General features: G+C 37.1%; 9 protein-coding genes. All 9 read right to left on the reverse strand.

Annotation, left to right across the window (positions count from 1 at the left end; all coding sequences use genetic code 11):
- Window positions 1–73: 73 nt before the first annotated feature.
- Complete coding sequence (locus tag ACM39_RS08760) at window positions 74–1225, reverse strand: alpha-hydroxy acid oxidase (protein WP_048510647.1); 1152 nt, start codon at window positions 1223–1225, stop codon at window positions 74–76.
- Between the two features lie 4 nt (window positions 1226–1229).
- Window positions 1230–2615, reverse strand: a complete 1386-nt coding sequence (locus ACM39_RS08765) for an FGGY-family carbohydrate kinase (RefSeq protein WP_048510648.1) — start codon at window positions 2613–2615, stop codon at window positions 1230–1232.
- A 231-nt stretch (window positions 2616–2846) separates the two neighbouring features.
- Entirely contained in the window at window positions 2847–4127 is a 1281-nt protein-coding gene (locus ACM39_RS08770) for a TIM barrel protein (RefSeq protein ID WP_048510649.1), read from the reverse strand.
- An 85-nt stretch (window positions 4128–4212) separates the two neighbouring features.
- Window positions 4213–6315, reverse strand: a complete 2103-nt coding sequence (locus ACM39_RS08775) for a bifunctional rhamnulose-1-phosphate aldolase/short-chain dehydrogenase (protein WP_048510650.1) — start codon at window positions 6313–6315, stop codon at window positions 4213–4215.
- A gap of 185 nt (window positions 6316–6500) precedes the next feature.
- Entirely contained in the window at window positions 6501–8570 is a 2070-nt protein-coding gene (locus ACM39_RS08780) for a RagB/SusD family nutrient uptake outer membrane protein (RefSeq protein WP_048510651.1), read from the reverse strand.
- A gap of 11 nt (window positions 8571–8581) precedes the next feature.
- The gene (locus ACM39_RS08785) at window positions 8582–11818 is read right to left on the reverse strand and encodes a SusC/RagA family TonB-linked outer membrane protein (protein WP_228377084.1); all 3237 of its coding nucleotides are present in this window, start codon (window positions 11816–11818) and stop codon (window positions 8582–8584) included.
- Between the two features lie 370 nt (window positions 11819–12188).
- The gene (gene rhaT / locus ACM39_RS08790; RefSeq protein ID WP_048510653.1) at window positions 12189–13277 is read right to left on the reverse strand and encodes an L-rhamnose/proton symporter RhaT; all 1089 of its coding nucleotides are present in this window, start codon (window positions 13275–13277) and stop codon (window positions 12189–12191) included.
- Window positions 13278–13571: 294 nt separating this feature from the next.
- Window positions 13572–14738: a glycoside hydrolase family 88 protein gene (locus ACM39_RS08795; protein WP_048510654.1), complete on the reverse strand. Its 1167-nt coding sequence runs from the start codon at window positions 14736–14738 to the stop codon at window positions 13572–13574.
- Between the two features lie 26 nt (window positions 14739–14764).
- Entirely contained in the window at window positions 14765–16639 is a 1875-nt protein-coding gene (locus ACM39_RS08800) for a rhamnogalacturonan lyase (protein ID WP_048510655.1), read from the reverse strand.
- Window positions 16640–17058: the final 419 nt, after the last annotated feature.

The following is a 17058-nucleotide window of genomic DNA, read 5'->3' on the forward strand; positions in this document are numbered from 1 at the left end:
CGGAATGATAACTCACTCAAATAATTTAAACTTTTGAGACATACATGTCTTAATGAATACTATTAAAAATATTTTATTTTACCCTGAAGTTCTGTAAATCTTCAGGTTTTTCACAACAAAGCTGTTCCATCACCTGTCTGAACTGCATTTTGAGCATCTCAATAATATGATCACCACCTTTTTCCCCTAAAGCACCTACGGCATACATAAATGTTCTACCCATAAAGGTAAATTCTGCACCACAACTCAATGCACGGGCAACATCAGGACCGGTTCTTACCCCGCTGTCCATCATTATTCTGATTTGATCTTTGTATTTTTCGCTGATTTCTTTGACTACGGCAATGGTAGACTCTCCGGCATCCAGCTGTCTTCCGCCGTGATTGGAAATAATCATTCCATCAAAACCTAACCTTACAGCTTCTTCCGCATCTTCATCGGAAGCGACACCTTTAATAACCAGCTTGCCTTTCCATTTATCACGAATTGCCTTTATTCTATCTGGATTTAATCTCCCGGAAAAAGTGGAATTCATAAACTGTCCCAACTGTTTCACGTTCATGTTTTTATCCATATATTTTTCCATCGTTTTAAAACCGGGAACACCATGTTTCAGCATTTCCAGGCACCATTGGGGTTTTACCAAAGCCTGGGAAACATTTCGGAAATTCAGTTGAGGTGGCATTGCCAAGCCGTTTCGGATTTCTTTTGCCCTGTAACCAAAAGTAGGGACATCAGCCAAAACAACAAGCACATCATAACCAGAAGCCTCACAACGGTCAATAATATCGTCCCGCAACCACTCTTCTCTCGGATGATACAGTTGATACCAGGCTTTTCCTTCCGTTAATTCCGCAATTCTTTCAATACTACTTGTTGTGACAGTGCTCAAAATAAAAGGAATATTGTGTTTAAAAGCCGCTTTTGCAAGAATCTCAGGAGCATTTGGCCACATTAAACCCTGTAAACCAACAGGGGAAATTCCGAAAGGTGCAGAATATTTTACGCTAAATAATTCGGCTTCCATATTTGCTTCAGCGTAATTATTATTCAAATAACGCGGGCGAAGCAGAACATCTCTCAGTTCGTTTGTATTTCTGTCACGGTTTATATTTTCATTACAACCGCCATCCAAATATTCGAAGGCGAAACGGGGCATTCTTTTTTTAGCTCTTTCGATAAGGAGCTCAAGTGAAGCATAACGGGTATCAAATGGAAATGACATGGTTTTAAGAATTAAAAATTAAAGGTTGAAGCAAATTCATCTGATAATGCTGTTGTAAAAAAGTTTCATCAATTTCTTTATTGGAAATGACCATCGACGCTCCCAACGCTGAGCCCAGCGGAGAATGTGTGGACATCACGCTGTAATGCTGAAAATGATGAGACATCAGCTTCATAAATACATCGTTATCTGTGAACCCTCCATCAATATAAATGGTTTCAATTTCTGAATTTCCTATGGCATTTTTAATTGTATGAATCTGTAAATCCATTAATTCGATCATTAACTGATGGTAGGCTTCTTCAAAAGTCGGGAAAGAATTTAAATCTGTTTCGCTAATCATTTTCCGTTTCAGTGCAATCCCTTCAAAACGAAAATACACCGCTTTATGCTTCATCAAGCGGAGATACAAATCCTGATCAAACTGCACTTCCCTGTGAAAGCCATATTCTTTTCCGTAATGGGCACATAATTTTTCAACCTGAATTTTATACTCGTTACCCATGAAAAAACGGGATGCTTTTACGCGTTTACCATCAATTCGCATATAGTTCAGGCAATTATTTTCAATATCTTCATCTGTTAAGCTTTCATCATTAAAAGGATTCAGAGAAATACTCCAGGTTCCTGTCGAAAGTAATAAAAATGGTTCTTTTTTGCTTAAAATATAAGGAAGCAATGCAGAAGAGCTATCATGAATTCCCACCCCGATTTTAATTTTTTTGTTTCTGTAAGATGTATTGATGCTTGCTGAAGTTGGTACAATTGGCGGTAATAAAGAATCTATTTCCTCTTCGTAAACCCACTCATGATAATCGTTTTTATCATAGTTCCACAAATTGGTGTGACAACCTATTGAGGTAAATTCCGAGACACAAATTCCTGTAAATAAATATGATAAATACTGAGGCAAATGAAGACTGTAACGAATTTTTTTGAATGTTTCCGGATGTTTATATTTTAACCAAAATAACTGCATTCCGGAATTCAGCATCCCGGACTGTGGAGAAGCTGTTTCACGGGCAATTTTCAGTTTGTTTCCGTGTTTTTCGTAGAACAGATCAAGGATTTCCTGATCCATCGGTTTTGTATAATTATATAAAGGCGTAAGAACGTTTCCTTTTTGATCCAAATGCACAAAACTCGCTCCGTAAGTCGAGAAATTGATAGCTTTCACTTCAAAATTTTCATCGTCCAAAATGGTATTAAAGTTATCTTTAATCCAGTTTTGCAATGCTGCAAGATCTTCTGTTGGATAACCATCTTCATCTGTTGTGAGTGGCAATTCTGTATACTCACGAACAACTTCTTTATAATTTTTATCAAATAAAAAGAATTTTTTATTGGTCTTTCCAATATCAAATACGATGGTTACCTTTTTTTTAGACATTCTGGCTATGAATTAAATTTTTTATTTTTGAACGGTAATTAGTTTTAAAAACCATTAAGGAGTGTTCAGATATTAAGATTATGAAGAAAAAATCCACTAATTTCCTAAGCATCATGCTTAAAACCCTAATAATCTAAACACTTTCAACCTTAATGATAAAAAAATAAGGATACATATAATTAAAAACTTCCAATTGCACCTGAAAGTTTAAATTATTAATTTTAAACAGGTTTATAATCCCGTTGCTTTTACATGTAAGCCTCTTTCGGTAATCAAATTTTCTCTTACTTTAAGGTTTCTGTAAACTGCTATCGGGTCAAGCGCTGCACCCGTCTGTAATCTTGCAGCTTTTAGTAATGGTCGAACATCCGTTCTGTACGCATTTTGCAAAATCTCCTGCGCACGAACTACATCATTCTCCAATTGTGCTGTTTTCAATACTTTCTGATCTACCAAAAGTGCCTGTGCATAAGCAATTAAAATAGCTTCCAAAGACTGAATCAAATCTTCCAGCGGATCTTTAATATTGTGACTCGCATCAATCATCCAAGCCGGATAAGGATTCTGAGGATTATTTTCAATTCCGTACACTAATTCATTGAAAATCAAGAACAATGCATAGGGTTTGATAGAACCAACTGTCAAGTCATCATCTCCATATTTACTATCGTTAAAATGAAAACCTCCTAATTTTCCTTTATACATCAAAGTTGCCACGATTTGTTCGATGTTTGAATTAGGCAAATGATGCCCTAAATCTACCAAAGTATAAGCTCTTTCTCCACAAGCATTCGCCAACATAAATGACGTTCCCCAATCCTGAATCGTCGTTGAATAAAAATTGGGTTCGTAAGGTTTATATTCGATAAATAATTTCCAGTCTTCTGGCATTCCTGCATAGATTTCTTTTAAACTTTGCTCAGTTTTTGCCAAAGCCGTCTGGAAATTCAATTGTCCCGGAAAACTTGCCCCGTCTGCCAGCCAAACGGTCAAACTTTTTGAGCCCAATTCTTTTCCGATTCTGATCACTTCTTTGTTGTGTTCTACCGCATAAGCGCGAGAATCTTCATTCACCGCATTTAGAGAACCAAATTTATATGAATGTTTTGTTTCCGGCTGGTCTTGGAAGGTGTTGGAATTCATGGCATCAAAAACAAGTCCGTGAGAAGTTGCCTTTTCTTTAATTGCCTTCACATCACCCGGAATATCCCAAGGAATATGCAAAGAAACTGCTCCTGCAGAATGCGTTAAAGCATGAATTAACCCAACATCATCTAATTTTTGTTCTAAAGTTGCAGGTTCACCACCATAAGAAAACCTTCCAAAACGGGTTCCTCCTGCTCCTAAAGCCCAGCTTGGAATCGCTACCTGAAAATCGGCAATTTTATTAACAATTTCAGTAACGTTTGCCCCTGATTTTGTTAATTTATTTTGTAGAAAATCAAAATCTGCCTGAAAGTTTTCAGCTTCATTTTTATTGTATTGTTCAATGATATCTTTTCCTATAATCATGATTTGATTTTTAAAATTTTTAAATTAAAGACCTGCACAAGGCCTTCAATTTAATAAATTATACCCTTTTTTTTAGTCTTAAAATTTATCTCGGAAAGGCATTTGCCATACCCCCATCTACATTGATGATATTTCCTGTACTTTTATCTAAAATTGCGATACAGGCAAAAACTCCGTTGGCAATATCTTCCGGAAGAATAATTTCATTTAATAAATTTCTCTTCGCATAAAACGCAGGCAATTCTTCAACAGAAATTCCGTTGGCCTTTGCGCGGCCTTCTGCCCAAGAACCTTCCCAGATTTTACTTCCCACAATAACTCCGTCAGGATTTACCACATTAACACGGATTTTATCTTCTGCCAATTCCGCCGCCAACAATCGAGTCATGTGTTGTTGTGCAGCTTTTGCAGTTCCGTATGCGATATTGTTTGGGCCGGCAACTAAACCGTTTTTACTTGCAATATTTACCATATCTCCGCCTAAGCCTTGTTTTTTCATAATTTCAACACCCCTTTTTGCCATCAAAAACTGACCTTTTACCAAAACATTTTCCAGCAAATCCCAATCTTTTGTTGTGGTGTCTTCCAAAGATTTAGAAATCGCCAAACCTGCAGAATGAACTAAAATATCTACTCCTCCGAATGCCAAAACAGTTTCTTTAAAAGCATCGGCAATGGCCTGTTCGCTTGTCACATCACACGGAACTGCTACCGCTTGATCACTGTTGTATTTTGCTACAACGGAACCCAGCGCTTCCTGATTCAAATCTGTAAAAACAACCACTGCCCCTTCCTGAACCATCTTGTCTGCAATGGCCTGTCCTATTCCACCTCCGGCTCCGGTTACAATAGCAATTCTTCTAGAAAGCGGTTTTTCTTTAGGCATTCTTTGCAGTTTAGCTTCTTCAAGCAGCCAATATTCAATATCAAACGCTTCCTGTCTTGGCAAAGATGTATATTCAGAAATGGCTTCTGCTCCACGCATTACATTAATGGCATTTATATAAAATTCACTTGCCACACGAGTCGTTTGCTTATCTTTTGAGAAACTGAACATTCCAACTCCCGGATAAATAATGATCACAGGATTCGGATCACGCATTGCCGGGCTATTTGGGTGTTTGCAAGTTTCGTAATATTCTTTGTATTCTTCTCTGTATTTTTCGAAAAGAGGATTCAGTTTTTCAAGAACAGCCTTAGAATCACTTAAATCTTCATTTTTATCTAAAGTTAAGACTAAAGGTTGAATTTTAGTTCTTAAAAAATGATCAGGACATGACGTTCCAAGCGGTGCTAAACGCTCTAAATCATTACTATTGATGAATTCCAAAACCGTCTCGCTGTCTGTGAAATGACCAATCATCCTGTTTTCAGAAGAAGCCAGACCACGTAATAAAGGCATTAATTGAGTGGCTTTACTTTTACGTTCTTCGGCAGGAAGAGATTCCACTTTTTGACCGCCAAAAACCGGCCCGTTTTGTTGGATTTTCTTAGCGATATACTCAGAAGCCATTTCGATAACCTCTAAACTGTTGATATAACATTCGTAAGAAGTGTCTCCCCAAGTGAACAATCCGTGACTGCCTAAAACGATTCCCCTGATTCCGGGATTATCATTTAAACATTTTTCTAATTGTAATCCTAAATCAAAACCAGGACGCTGCCACGGAACCCAGCCCATTGTATTGCCCCAAATTTCTTTTGTTATTTTTTCACTGTCTTTTGCCGCAGCTACAGCAATTAAAGCATCCGGATGAAGATGATCAATATGTTTGAATGGAAGTAACCCGTGAAGAGGTGTATCAATAGAAGGAGCTTTACTGTCCAAATCAAAAATACAGTGATTAAATAAGCCTACCATTCTGTCTTCATCTTCTAAACCTTGATAAACATTTTTAAGATTTCTCAGTCTTCCTGTATACAGACCAGCAATACCTTTTCTAGTTAACGTTCCGATATCACCACCCGAACCTTTTACCCACATTACCTCAACTTCTTCGTTAGTCAAAGGGTCTTTTTCGATGGTTTTGCAACTGGTATTACCTCCTCCATAATTGGTAATTCTTAAATCTGCCCCTAATATATTTGAGCGATACAAAAATAAAGCAACCTGATCATTTCCTAAAGATGCCGCTTTATTTTCATCCCATAAATAGTCTACGTATTTGAATGTTTTTACATTTTCCATTTGTTATCTTATATTTCTAAATTTTTTTTCAAAATTATATCGTAATGTTTTTTACAGCATCCCGTACTATACTGGTAAATACTTAATTTAAAAATAATTTAACGCTGATTTTTCTCATCAATATCTCTTTAAAGATAATTTTGAGTACAGATATAATTAATATTTTGTGATTAAGTATTATTTAATTAATATCCAGGAAGTTGAGTTAAGTTAGGATTATCTACCAACGGATGTCCTGCAGATGCCGCTGCAAAAGGAAGCAATTCGGTTTTATTAGGCACAAATCCGTAGAAAAGACCATCTCCTCCCCCTTCTATCCAGTTCGGATACGTTCCCCCGTTTTCAAAAGAACCTGTTGGTTTTGTATAAATAATATTTCCAATCTGAAGTGCATTAAACCCACCCGTAAATCCTACAGCTTTTCTTGCATTTCCGTTAAAAGTACTTGTATAAGCCTGAAACATATTCGCTGGATACCACTTATCACCTGCTGATACAGTTTGACCGTGTGCCGTAGCTATATTTGCCAATGCTGTCTGATAAGCAGCATAATCTGCGGAATTTGTAGGAACATTCTGAACAACTGCAATTTCTGCAGGATCTGTTAAATCAATATAAGTAACTGCCAAAAACGGATCTCCGTAGATTTGGGCATTCTGATGATATTTATAAAGACGATAAATCGGTGTATTTGCAAATTCGCCGGAACGGTTAGACAAATTTTTCATAGCCTGTTTTGTTTCGTTAATTTCGCTTGTCAAACGATTCATTCTAATCAAATCTGTACGAAGGTTAAATTCCCCCGCAAATTCCCACTTACGTTCCTGAACAATTGCTTTTTCAAACGCATCCTGACCACTTGGCGGTTGTAAAGTTCCAATTCCCGCACGAGTTCTTACCTGCATCAGAGCGGCATTTGCAGCAGCGGTAGGTCCCGAATGTAAATAATTTTGAGTTTCAGCATACATTAATAAAACATCAGAATATCTTAGAATAGGAATATTAACATTACGCGCATCTGCCGCCTGTGGCTCTACACACCATCCTAATCTGAATTTACCCGGCATGATACAAGAGTATGTAGTACCTACATCTACCCATTTGTCAGTCGCTGCACCATTATTTAAGAAATAAATACTATACGAAGTACAAGAGACATCTCTACGGGTATCCCCTTGATTAAAAGATAAATAATAACTAGGCAACATAAACTGTAATGCTTTACGTGAACCATAAGTACCTCCACGTGAGCCCGGATGTGCATAAACTCCGAAGGCAGAGTTTGTGTTGGCTCCATATTCGGCGATTTGCCAGAGCATTTCAGTGTTTACAGCTCCAAAGTTCCTTTGGCAGAAATTAAACCATAGATATTCAAAACCGCTTTTACCTCCCTGACCTTGTACTAAACTATTAGTTCCACTATTGATAATGGAAGCACAAGCGTTATCTGCAATCTGATACAACTGCTGAACCCTGTTGTTATCACTACGGCGCGACATCATAGCAGCACCTCCGCCATTAAGATTCCAACGAAGAGAATATCCTGCTGCGTACAAGGAAATTCTTGCCAACAATGCATTTACTGCTGTTTTGCTTAACCTTTCTGTTGTGCCCACCTGCGCAGCAGATGGCATACTATCTACGGATTCCTGAATATCAGCAATGATACGATCATAGATCTCATCACGAGAAGTACGTTTTGGATATAAAGTATTGGGATCATTAGGATCCATTTCTTCTAAAGGCTGCCAAACTGCAGGGACATCCCCGTAAACCCGAATTAGATTATAATAACAAAATGCACGAATCGCTTTTACTTCACCTAGCAAAGCATCACGTTTCGCACTTGCCGACATTTGGCCTAATCTGCTGATAGCAATATTAGTTCTCTCTATACAAGCGTACATGGCAGCATAAATTCCCGTGACTGTATTCGGAGTATATGCATCATATTGATAGTTGCAAATATTATATTTGGAATTGTTGGTTGATCCATCTTCAGCGGAGTGGGTTACAGTATCCCCAGCTCCTAACTGGTAATATATTTCCGTTGGAACTAAACCTCTGTAGCAACCCTGGACAAACATATCTGCCGTTTCTAGACTGTTAAATACCGATTCTGTATCAGATGAATTATATGCAGGTTGATCTAAAAAGTCATTGCTACATGAGTTGATACTTATTACAGCAATAAAAAGGGATGGAAGTATGACTAATTTTTTTAAAAATCCGGGTGTATTATATATTTTTTTCATTACTATAAATATTAAAAAGTTAAATTGATACCAAGAACATAGCTTCTTGAACGCGGATATGTAGAACTGTCATATCCAGGTGTAACAGTTACACCACTACCAGCAGAAACCTCTGGGTCATAACCAGAATATCCCGTAATCGTAGCAAGATTATTAACCGTAAAATATATGCGGGCATTGCTTAGCATCACTTTACTTAAAAATTCTTTAGGAAAAGAATACCCTAATGTCACCTGAGCGATTCTCAGATACGAGCCGTCTTCCACATAATATGATGAAGGATAAGTGATATAACCCGTATTGGTATTGCTTAGACTCCAAAGGCTTGAACCTTCATCTGGATTCAATTCTTTTAATCTAATCAAATTCGTTGTTGCCTGTCCTGTATTCGGATCAATTAAATGGTAATAATTATTTCCAAATTCTGAAGGAACGTTTTGGTATAATGCATAAGGACTCAAACTGTGCTTCGTTGCATTGTAAATATCATTTCCAACGCTGAATTTCATAAATACAGTCAAATCAAAACCTTTATAAGAAAAATTGTTGCTGATTCCTCCAATAAAGTCTGGTGTACCGTTTCCGATTTTCTGCATTTTTCTGGTAAATTGATCTCCTGCTTCATTATCTGCAGCAAATTTGATATCTCCAGGTTTAGGAGTTCCTGTTGCTGGTTTTACAACTCCCGGTTTTAAGCTTAATGACCCGTCCGGATTTTGTGTAAAATCATCAGTTGTATAAATTCCCTGATAAACATACCCGTACATATCTCCCAACTCCTGTCCTACTGTTGCATAGTAGGTTACCATACCCGTTCTGTTGCCCCCTACACTAAAAGTTTTTGAAGTTTGTCCGTTTTCAAGAGATTTAACATATGATTTATTGAAAGATATATTGAAATCTGTTGTCCATCTGAATTTTTCAGACTTTACATTCACTGTATTCAATGTAAATTCCATTCCTCTGTTTCTCATGGCTCCAATATTCTGATATTGTCTTGCATATCCCGTAGAAACTGGTAGCAAAGACTGGAACAGCATGCCATTTACATTATTGTTGTACCATTCTGAGGTTAATTTTACTCTATTATTAAATAAAGCTATATCTATTCCGAGGTTCGTTGTTCTCAGTTCTTCCCATTTCAAATCAGGATTACCTAAATCTGAACTTGTAACATAAGCAGGGTTTCCCTGAGTATTATTGATTGGATAATCCGTAAGCAATACATTGGTTCTAAACAGATTGTTCGGAATACCATTATTACCAACGACACCATATTCTACTCTTAGTTTTAGATCATTCACAATATTATTGATTTTATGATCTTTCCAGAAATTTTCCTGAGATGTACGCCATGCAAGTGCTACTGAAGGAAAATATCCCCATTTGAAGTTTTTAAATTTAGAAGAACCATCATTACGCAATGTCCCGGTTATTAAATAACGGTTGTCATAACTATAATTTACCCGCATAAAATATGAAATTAAGCTCACACTGGCTCTGTCCGTATCCTTGTCGGCAACTGTTGCATTGGTAATATCATCCAGACCGAAATTAGGGTAAGGGAATTTTGTCAGTTTCATACTGTTTCCTTCAGACTCTTCATACCAGATTTCATTTCCGACTAAAGCACTTACTTTATGTTTTTCTCCGAAGGTTTTATTATAGTTTAAAGTATTGGTAATTTGATAACGATAGGTTTCTGCATTTGCAATACTTCCGTTAATCCCCGTATTGACGGGATCTGTAAGATATGCACGTGAATTCTGATCTGAAAATGAGGTTGATTTACTATTAATCCAGCTATATTGTCCGGCTGTTCTCCATGTAAAACTGTTCAAGAAATCAAATTCAATCCCCGCATTTGCCACAAATGTTCTTGTACGCTTATTTATGGTAGAAGCACTAGTTTCTATAAATGGGTTTTCCGTATCAAAACTTGAATCCAGTGCTGATAAATCCGTAAAAGTCTGTGTATTGAATAACTGATCTTCAGAAAATAGTGTTCCTCCATTGATTGGCTGAAGAAGAATTTTCTTCATTCCCGAGTATGCTCCACCTCCGTTTGTAGAAGTAGAATTAAACATCGTATTGAAATCTACTCTGATACCTTTATATAATTCTGAATTGATATTCGCACGTAATGAGTTTCTTGTCTCACTATAATTTTGTAAAAGACCATCCTGCTTATTATAATTATAACTGATAAAAGCCTGTGTTTTATCGTTTCCCACAGAAAAATTAATATTCTGATTTTGGGTTAACCCACTTCCTCCTAACATTTTTTTCTGCCAGTCTAATGCGTAAGCTGAGCCGTAGCGATCAGCAATTCTTTGATATGCACCCGTATAGAATCCTGGTGAATCTGTTCCTAAGCTATTATCAAAAACATTGCTCCACTGCGTTGTTTTCCCCTGAAGCTGCGCCATTTCGTACTGATATTTCACGTATTGCTCGGAATTGGAAACCATATCCAATTTCTTTGAAAGCATATCAAACGACATGAAGGAATTATAATTAATGGTAGTTCTTCCTTTTTTACCGCTTTTAGTTTTAATAACAATAATACCATTGGCACCACGGGCACCATAAATTGCAATTGCAGAAGCTCCTTTCAAGACATCAATACTTTCAATATCGTTTGGATTAATAACATTTAAAGCATTATCCATCTGGAAACCATCTACAATATAGAGAGGATCAGAACTTTGGGTAATGGAAGAACCTCCTCTGATGGTAACGTTTGCACTCGCCCCCGGAGCACCACCCGCTGTCACAATGTTCAGACCTGCAGCTCTTCCCTGTAATGCCTGTAAAGCATTCATTGCCGGTGTAGCCGCCAAATCTTTTGCTGAAACTGAAGATACCGAACCTGTAAGATCTGATTTTTTTACCTTTCCATAGCCTATGATGACTACTTCATCGATTTGTTTCTCACTTTTTTTATAGGTAAAATTAATCACCTTTCTTCCCGATACAGCTTCTTCTATATTGGGATAACCGTCAAAAGAATACACTAAGGATAGTTTTCCGGCAGGTTGCAGCTCGATAGAATATGCTCCTTTTGAGTCAGACAGAACCGTATTATTAGTTCCTTTCTGTTGTATCGTTACATTGCTAATTGGTGAACCAACCTCATCATAAACCACACCCTTTATTACTTCCTGCCCCCAAACAAAACTTGTTGAAAGAAGGAACATCGGTAATAAGAATGGCTTATAATCTCTGAGAGTAATTTTTAAAGACATACATTAACTTTTATTAGCATTAATTATTATGAAGCCAATGTACATTGTTACAAAAACTCTGGCATCCTGCAATATCCTGCATCTTAATATTCATAATTTCTCTTAATTATTTGTAAATATTCAATTCAAAATTTAAAAATAATAACAATTTGATCATTTAATTGAAAATAAAATCAAAAACACATAACTCCGTATATAATAACGGTTTATTCATTTATTATTACCCTATTTTTCATAAAATAGTGAAAATTATTATCATAAAAAAAGGCAACTGAAAAATCTCAGCGCCTTTACTAAACTTGAATTTTAAACTATATGTATATGAATATTGTAAAAATATGATTCCCGTTTTTTAGTAATAACTCTACTTTCATCGTAAAGAATTTCCGTAACCAACAATCAAAATTGATATCAGCAACACGAGCATACCAACCGAAATAGTAGTAATGGTTTTCTTGGAAACACCTTTCCATTCTTTGATGATGACACCCCAAAGATTTGCAATCAGGATGATGAATGCCATGTGTAAAATCCATGAACTGGCACCATTTCCCATCTTGCTTTCCCCCATTCCGTAAAAGAAAAACTGTAGAAACCACATAATTCCTGCCAATGCACAAAAAATGATATTAGCTAAAACAGGCACATTTTTTTTCTTATAATCAGTATAAGATTTATTTTTAAATGAAAGATAGAGACAGCCGACCAGATTGGTCGCCATCCCGCCCCAAAGTACAACCACGTAAGTTACATTATTCTGAAAAAGAAATTCCCCTTGCTCCGGATTTGCAATTTTCCAAGCTTCATTGGCTACGATTGCCATTGGTTTTCCGGCTTCAAGACCGAAATTGAAACAAGCACTTAAAACACCGGATATGATAGAAACGAGTAATCCTAATCCAAACTTATATTCAGTTTTCACTTCCATACTGTGCGGGTCTATTGAATCGGTTTGAAGTTCTTTTTCTTTCATCATCCCCGCTTTCCCGCTGATGACGATTCCGATAACGCAGATAAAAAGTCCCAACAATACAAACTGCCCCCATTTGCTGGAAAGCATTAATCCTATACTATCTTTCCCCGATTGTGGAGAAAATTCATAATAAATAGAAGGAACGAGCGAGCCAAAAACCATACAAAGCCCCAAAATAATACTGCTTCCCAAAGCCACACCCAAATACCGGACGCCCAAACCATAAGTAAAACCGCCGATTCCCCACAAAGCACCGAACAAAAATGTCAATCCTAAAATAGAAGATGTTTCATTCTGAATGATTTCCCAAAAATCAGGAATCGTTAGAAATGCTGCCAATGGCGGTACAATAATCCATGAGACAACTCCTCCTATCAACCAGTATGTTTCCCAGGACCAGCCTTTTACTTTTTTATAGGGCAAATAAAAACTTCCTGAAGAAAATCCGCCTAAGAAATGAAATAAAACTCCTAATAATGCATTCATAATTATCGTATTGCTTGAATTTGAAAATTAATAAGATGTAATCGATTGCGCATCTTGTGGTGTCATGCTTAAATTTTTGAAAAATAAGATTTTTTCTATTATTTCATAGAGATTTTTTAAAACGCTATTTTATTGATAGTTATGAGTATTTTAATTCAATTTGATTTCAACTTACTATGCTAAAAACAGGCTCTGTATCTTCGCTGGTTCAATTTTCAATTATTTATACCAACAAAAAAAGACTAAACAATTTTCATTATTAAGTCTTTAAAATTATTTAGAAAAACTAAAAATTTATTTCAATTGATAAACTTCACTAGCTGCCAGCAAAAGACAGCCTAAGCCATAATCTTCAAAATCAGGTTCTTTGCTTACAGAAAGTGGTTGACCATCTTTAGGCTCTTTTCCAGTACCCTGAACCCAGCCCAAAAATCCATTAGGCTGAACAGAATCTTTTACGATGGCATTCCAAGCTTTAATAACAATTGGCAAATAAGTTTCTTTGTCTATCAGACCCTTATTGATTCCATATGCCATTCCGTAAATAAAAAGTGCAGTTCCCGTCATCTCTTTCCCTCCGAAATTGGTCGGGTCGTGCAAACTTACATTCCAAAAACCATCTTCTCTCTGAATCGGAAGCAAAGCCGATAAAAGGTCTTTATAATCCTGTAAATATTCCTGATAATGCGCATCAGATTTTGGAGTATCTTCCAAAGTTTTCGCCAAAGCAGCAACTACCCAACCATTTCCACGGCTCCAGTAGCAATCTTCACCATTTGGTTCTGTGTAAGGCGGGACAAAGCTTTTGTCTCTCCACCAGAGTTTATCTTTCGCATTGTACAGACCATTTCCGCCGTGCTTGTATTTTGTAAAGGCATACATTTCGTAATTCTTATCAAAATATTTTTTTTCTCCTGTGATTCTGCCCAACTTTGTAAAAATCGGCATTCCCATTTGTAAAGCGTCAATCCACCACCAATCATCTGATTTTCCTGAAGCAATCATACTATCCATAGAAAGTTTGACAAATTTTATTCTCTCGGGATTTTTTCTTCCATCGATTTCATAAAGGTCAAGATAGGTCTGCCCGCAGGCCTGATTATCAGCGTTACGGGTATAAGTTCCGCGCATCATATCCCAATTATGCTTTTGTGACCAATCGATGGCGTACTCATAATATTCTTTTTTCGGGTCGATTTTGTATAATGCCATCAAACCTTCATAATAGACCGCTCTTGTCCACAGATTGCTTGGCCATACTTTTTTGCCCACAATTTCTTTTCCCGGGTCAGGCCATTTGTTCATAAAATACCGGTTGGCTCTTTCTGCAATTTCCAGAACTTCTTTTTTATTCGGGAGTTCAGACCTTTTCTTTGCAGTTGTATGTTTCTGAGCCGAACAAGAGGAAATCCCTCCAAAGATTAACACAAAAACAAAACTTATAACTATTATTTTTTTCATATTTTTTAACTTTTTTTAAATTTATTTTAATGTTTAACTGTCAGTATATTCGGTTTTGGAATTTCCTTAATCGATTCATCGAGATAATAATCCGTATGCGGAGGCTGATTGTATCCTACATTTTGCCAGACAATACTCAATCGGTATTGCGGGTTATGCATTAAGGTATATAATCGATGTTGTGTCGGAATTGTTGTTGAAAAAATTCTCAACTCCTGATTATCGGCAGTTCTGTACATCACTTCTTCACGCCAGTCACCAAATAAATCAGCCACTAAAGACGGATTTTTTTTCGTTCCGTTGTTCGATTCACACTGGAAGTTTTTAGCATCGAAAATAACGTTTGCCTTTTCATTTTTCCAATCCCATTTTGAGACGACTGTGCCATCTAAAATTTCGCTTAAAAAATCGCCGTCCCAATAGATTCCCATATTGGCAGGCAGATTTTTATCACTGATTTTTTTTCCTTTGGTATCATATATTCCTCTCAGTCCGGCTCCGGCTGCCCAAGATTCCGAACCTTCGTAACGAGGGTCTATGTTTAGAGACAAACCTCTGCCCGGACCCTGGAATTTACTGCTTTGACTATACACTAAAGACGGCAATTTCCACAACACTTTTCCGGTTTTCCCATCTCTGAAATGCGCTCCTGCATCGTCAAATCTTTCCTGAATATCAAAAATTTCCAATCCGGGATTGGATGGGTCGAGGTCTCCGACGTGCAACGCATCACCGTGACCGTAACCTGTACTATTCAACACTTTTCCGTCATCATCTACGGTCATTGCTCCGAAAATGATTTCATCTTTTCCGTCATTATCCACATCTGCAATGCTCAGATTATGATTTCCCTGTCCGCGATATTGCTTATTTTCTTCTGAACTTTCCGTATCGAAAAGCCAACGTAAACTGAGTTTTTTATCTTTGAAATCCCACGCTGCAATTGCTGTTCTGGTGTAGTAACCTCTCGACATAATCACACTCGGGGTTTTACCGTCCAGATAAGCAACTGCTCCCAAAAATCTGTCCAGCCGGTTTCCCTTTGCATCGCCCCAGGTTTCGGTCATTTGTTCATCGGTTGGATTTAGATTGCCCGCGAATCTTGGAACTTCATAATTCACGGTATGAATTTCGGCTCCGGTCTGTCCGTCAAAAACCGTCAGATATTCCGGCCCGGAAAGAATCATTCCGTTTTCATTGACGTAATTTTTTGTTGCATCGCCGATAATTTTCCCTTTTCCGTCTTTGCTTCCGTCGGCAGTTTTCATTACGATTTCCGCTTTCCCGTCCTGGTCTAAATCATATACCAAAAACTGTGTGTAATGCGCTCCTTCCCTGATATTTTTACCTAAATTGATTTCCCACAAAAGCTTTCCATCCAATTTATAAGCCTGGATAATCGGCGGGTCTGTCTCTCCTTTCTGGCTGTTGTCTTTTGACCTTCCGGTTTGATGAAGGATGATTTCATATTCGCCGTCGCCGTCCAAATCGGCAACTGAAGCGTCATTTGGTGTGTAGCCTGCGGGAGTTTTTAACGGAATTGAAAAATATGGTTTTTGATTCGCTGTATATTTTGCAAAATCCTGGTCAACTTCCTGATGTTGTGTATTTGATTTTACGAAATAGGTGTAATTCTTCCCTTTGTCAGCAGTTTTATCTAAGAAATTCGTCTCATTCAAGAGTGGTTTTTCATTCAGTTTTTTTGTCGAATTATTTTCCGTTCGATATATATCAAAATGAGTGTTCTGAGCTTCTGTTCCGAGCAAACGCCAACTCACAAAAACGCCTGAATCTGCGGGAATGGCAACGATTCCTCTTTTCAGGTATTCCATTTGTCTTTGGGCAAAGAATGTTTGCGAAAGAAAAATGGCGGATGTAATGAAGATATATTTGATTTTCATAGGCAGATTTTATTGTTTTTTAAAGGTCATATGGAATCGCTGAATCAATTTTTGGTGTTAATCACAGCGATTTCATAATTCTACATTAATATTTAATTATTTTTATGTTTTGACTAAATGCTTTTATAAACAAGTTCTTTCAGTATGTCATTCTGAACAAAATGAAATGTAGTGAAGAATCTCAATTTCTTTGACTGAGATTCTTCGTTCGTCAGAATGACAAATGCTCTAACAAATCAGCTTTTATTGTGTCTTCAGTATTTGTTTTTTTAAATCAAATATTTTAAAACGTTGAATCTCTCGCAGCCCGACTTGAGCGGAAATCCTTTTTGTGTAGCAAAGCGGAACAAAAAGATTGGAGCCCTTCGACAAGCTCAGGATAAACTACAGGCGGATTAAGCTGCCCAAATAATTCCAAT

It is taken from the genome of Chryseobacterium sp. FH2, assembly GCF_001045455.1.
In the GTDB taxonomy this organism is placed as follows: Bacteria; Bacteroidota; Bacteroidia; order Flavobacteriales; family Weeksellaceae; genus Chryseobacterium.

Coding starts and splice junctions, on each gene's coding strand:
- ACM39_RS08800 (WP_048510655.1), bottom strand. CDS start 16,639: ATGAAAATCAAATATATCTTCATTACATCCGCCATTTTTCTTTCGCAA.
- ACM39_RS08795 (WP_048510654.1), bottom strand. CDS start 14,738: ATGAAAAAAATAATAGTTATAAGTTTTGTTTTTGTGTTAATCTTTGGA.
- ACM39_RS08770 (WP_048510649.1), bottom strand. CDS start 4,127: ATGATTATAGGAAAAGATATCATTGAACAATACAATAAAAATGAAGCT.
- ACM39_RS08765 (WP_048510648.1), bottom strand. CDS start 2,615: ATGTCTAAAAAAAAGGTAACCATCGTATTTGATATTGGAAAGACCAAT.
- ACM39_RS08760 (WP_048510647.1), bottom strand. CDS start 1,225: ATGTCATTTCCATTTGATACCCGTTATGCTTCACTTGAGCTCCTTATC.
- rhaT (WP_048510653.1), bottom strand. CDS start 13,277: ATGAATGCATTATTAGGAGTTTTATTTCATTTCTTAGGCGGATTTTCT.
- ACM39_RS08785 (WP_228377084.1), bottom strand. CDS start 11,818: ATGTCTTTAAAAATTACTCTCAGAGATTATAAGCCATTCTTATTACCG.
- ACM39_RS08775 (WP_048510650.1), bottom strand. CDS start 6,315: ATGGAAAATGTAAAAACATTCAAATACGTAGACTATTTATGGGATGAA.
- ACM39_RS08780 (WP_048510651.1), bottom strand. CDS start 8,570: ATGAAAAAAATATATAATACACCCGGATTTTTAAAAAAATTAGTCATA.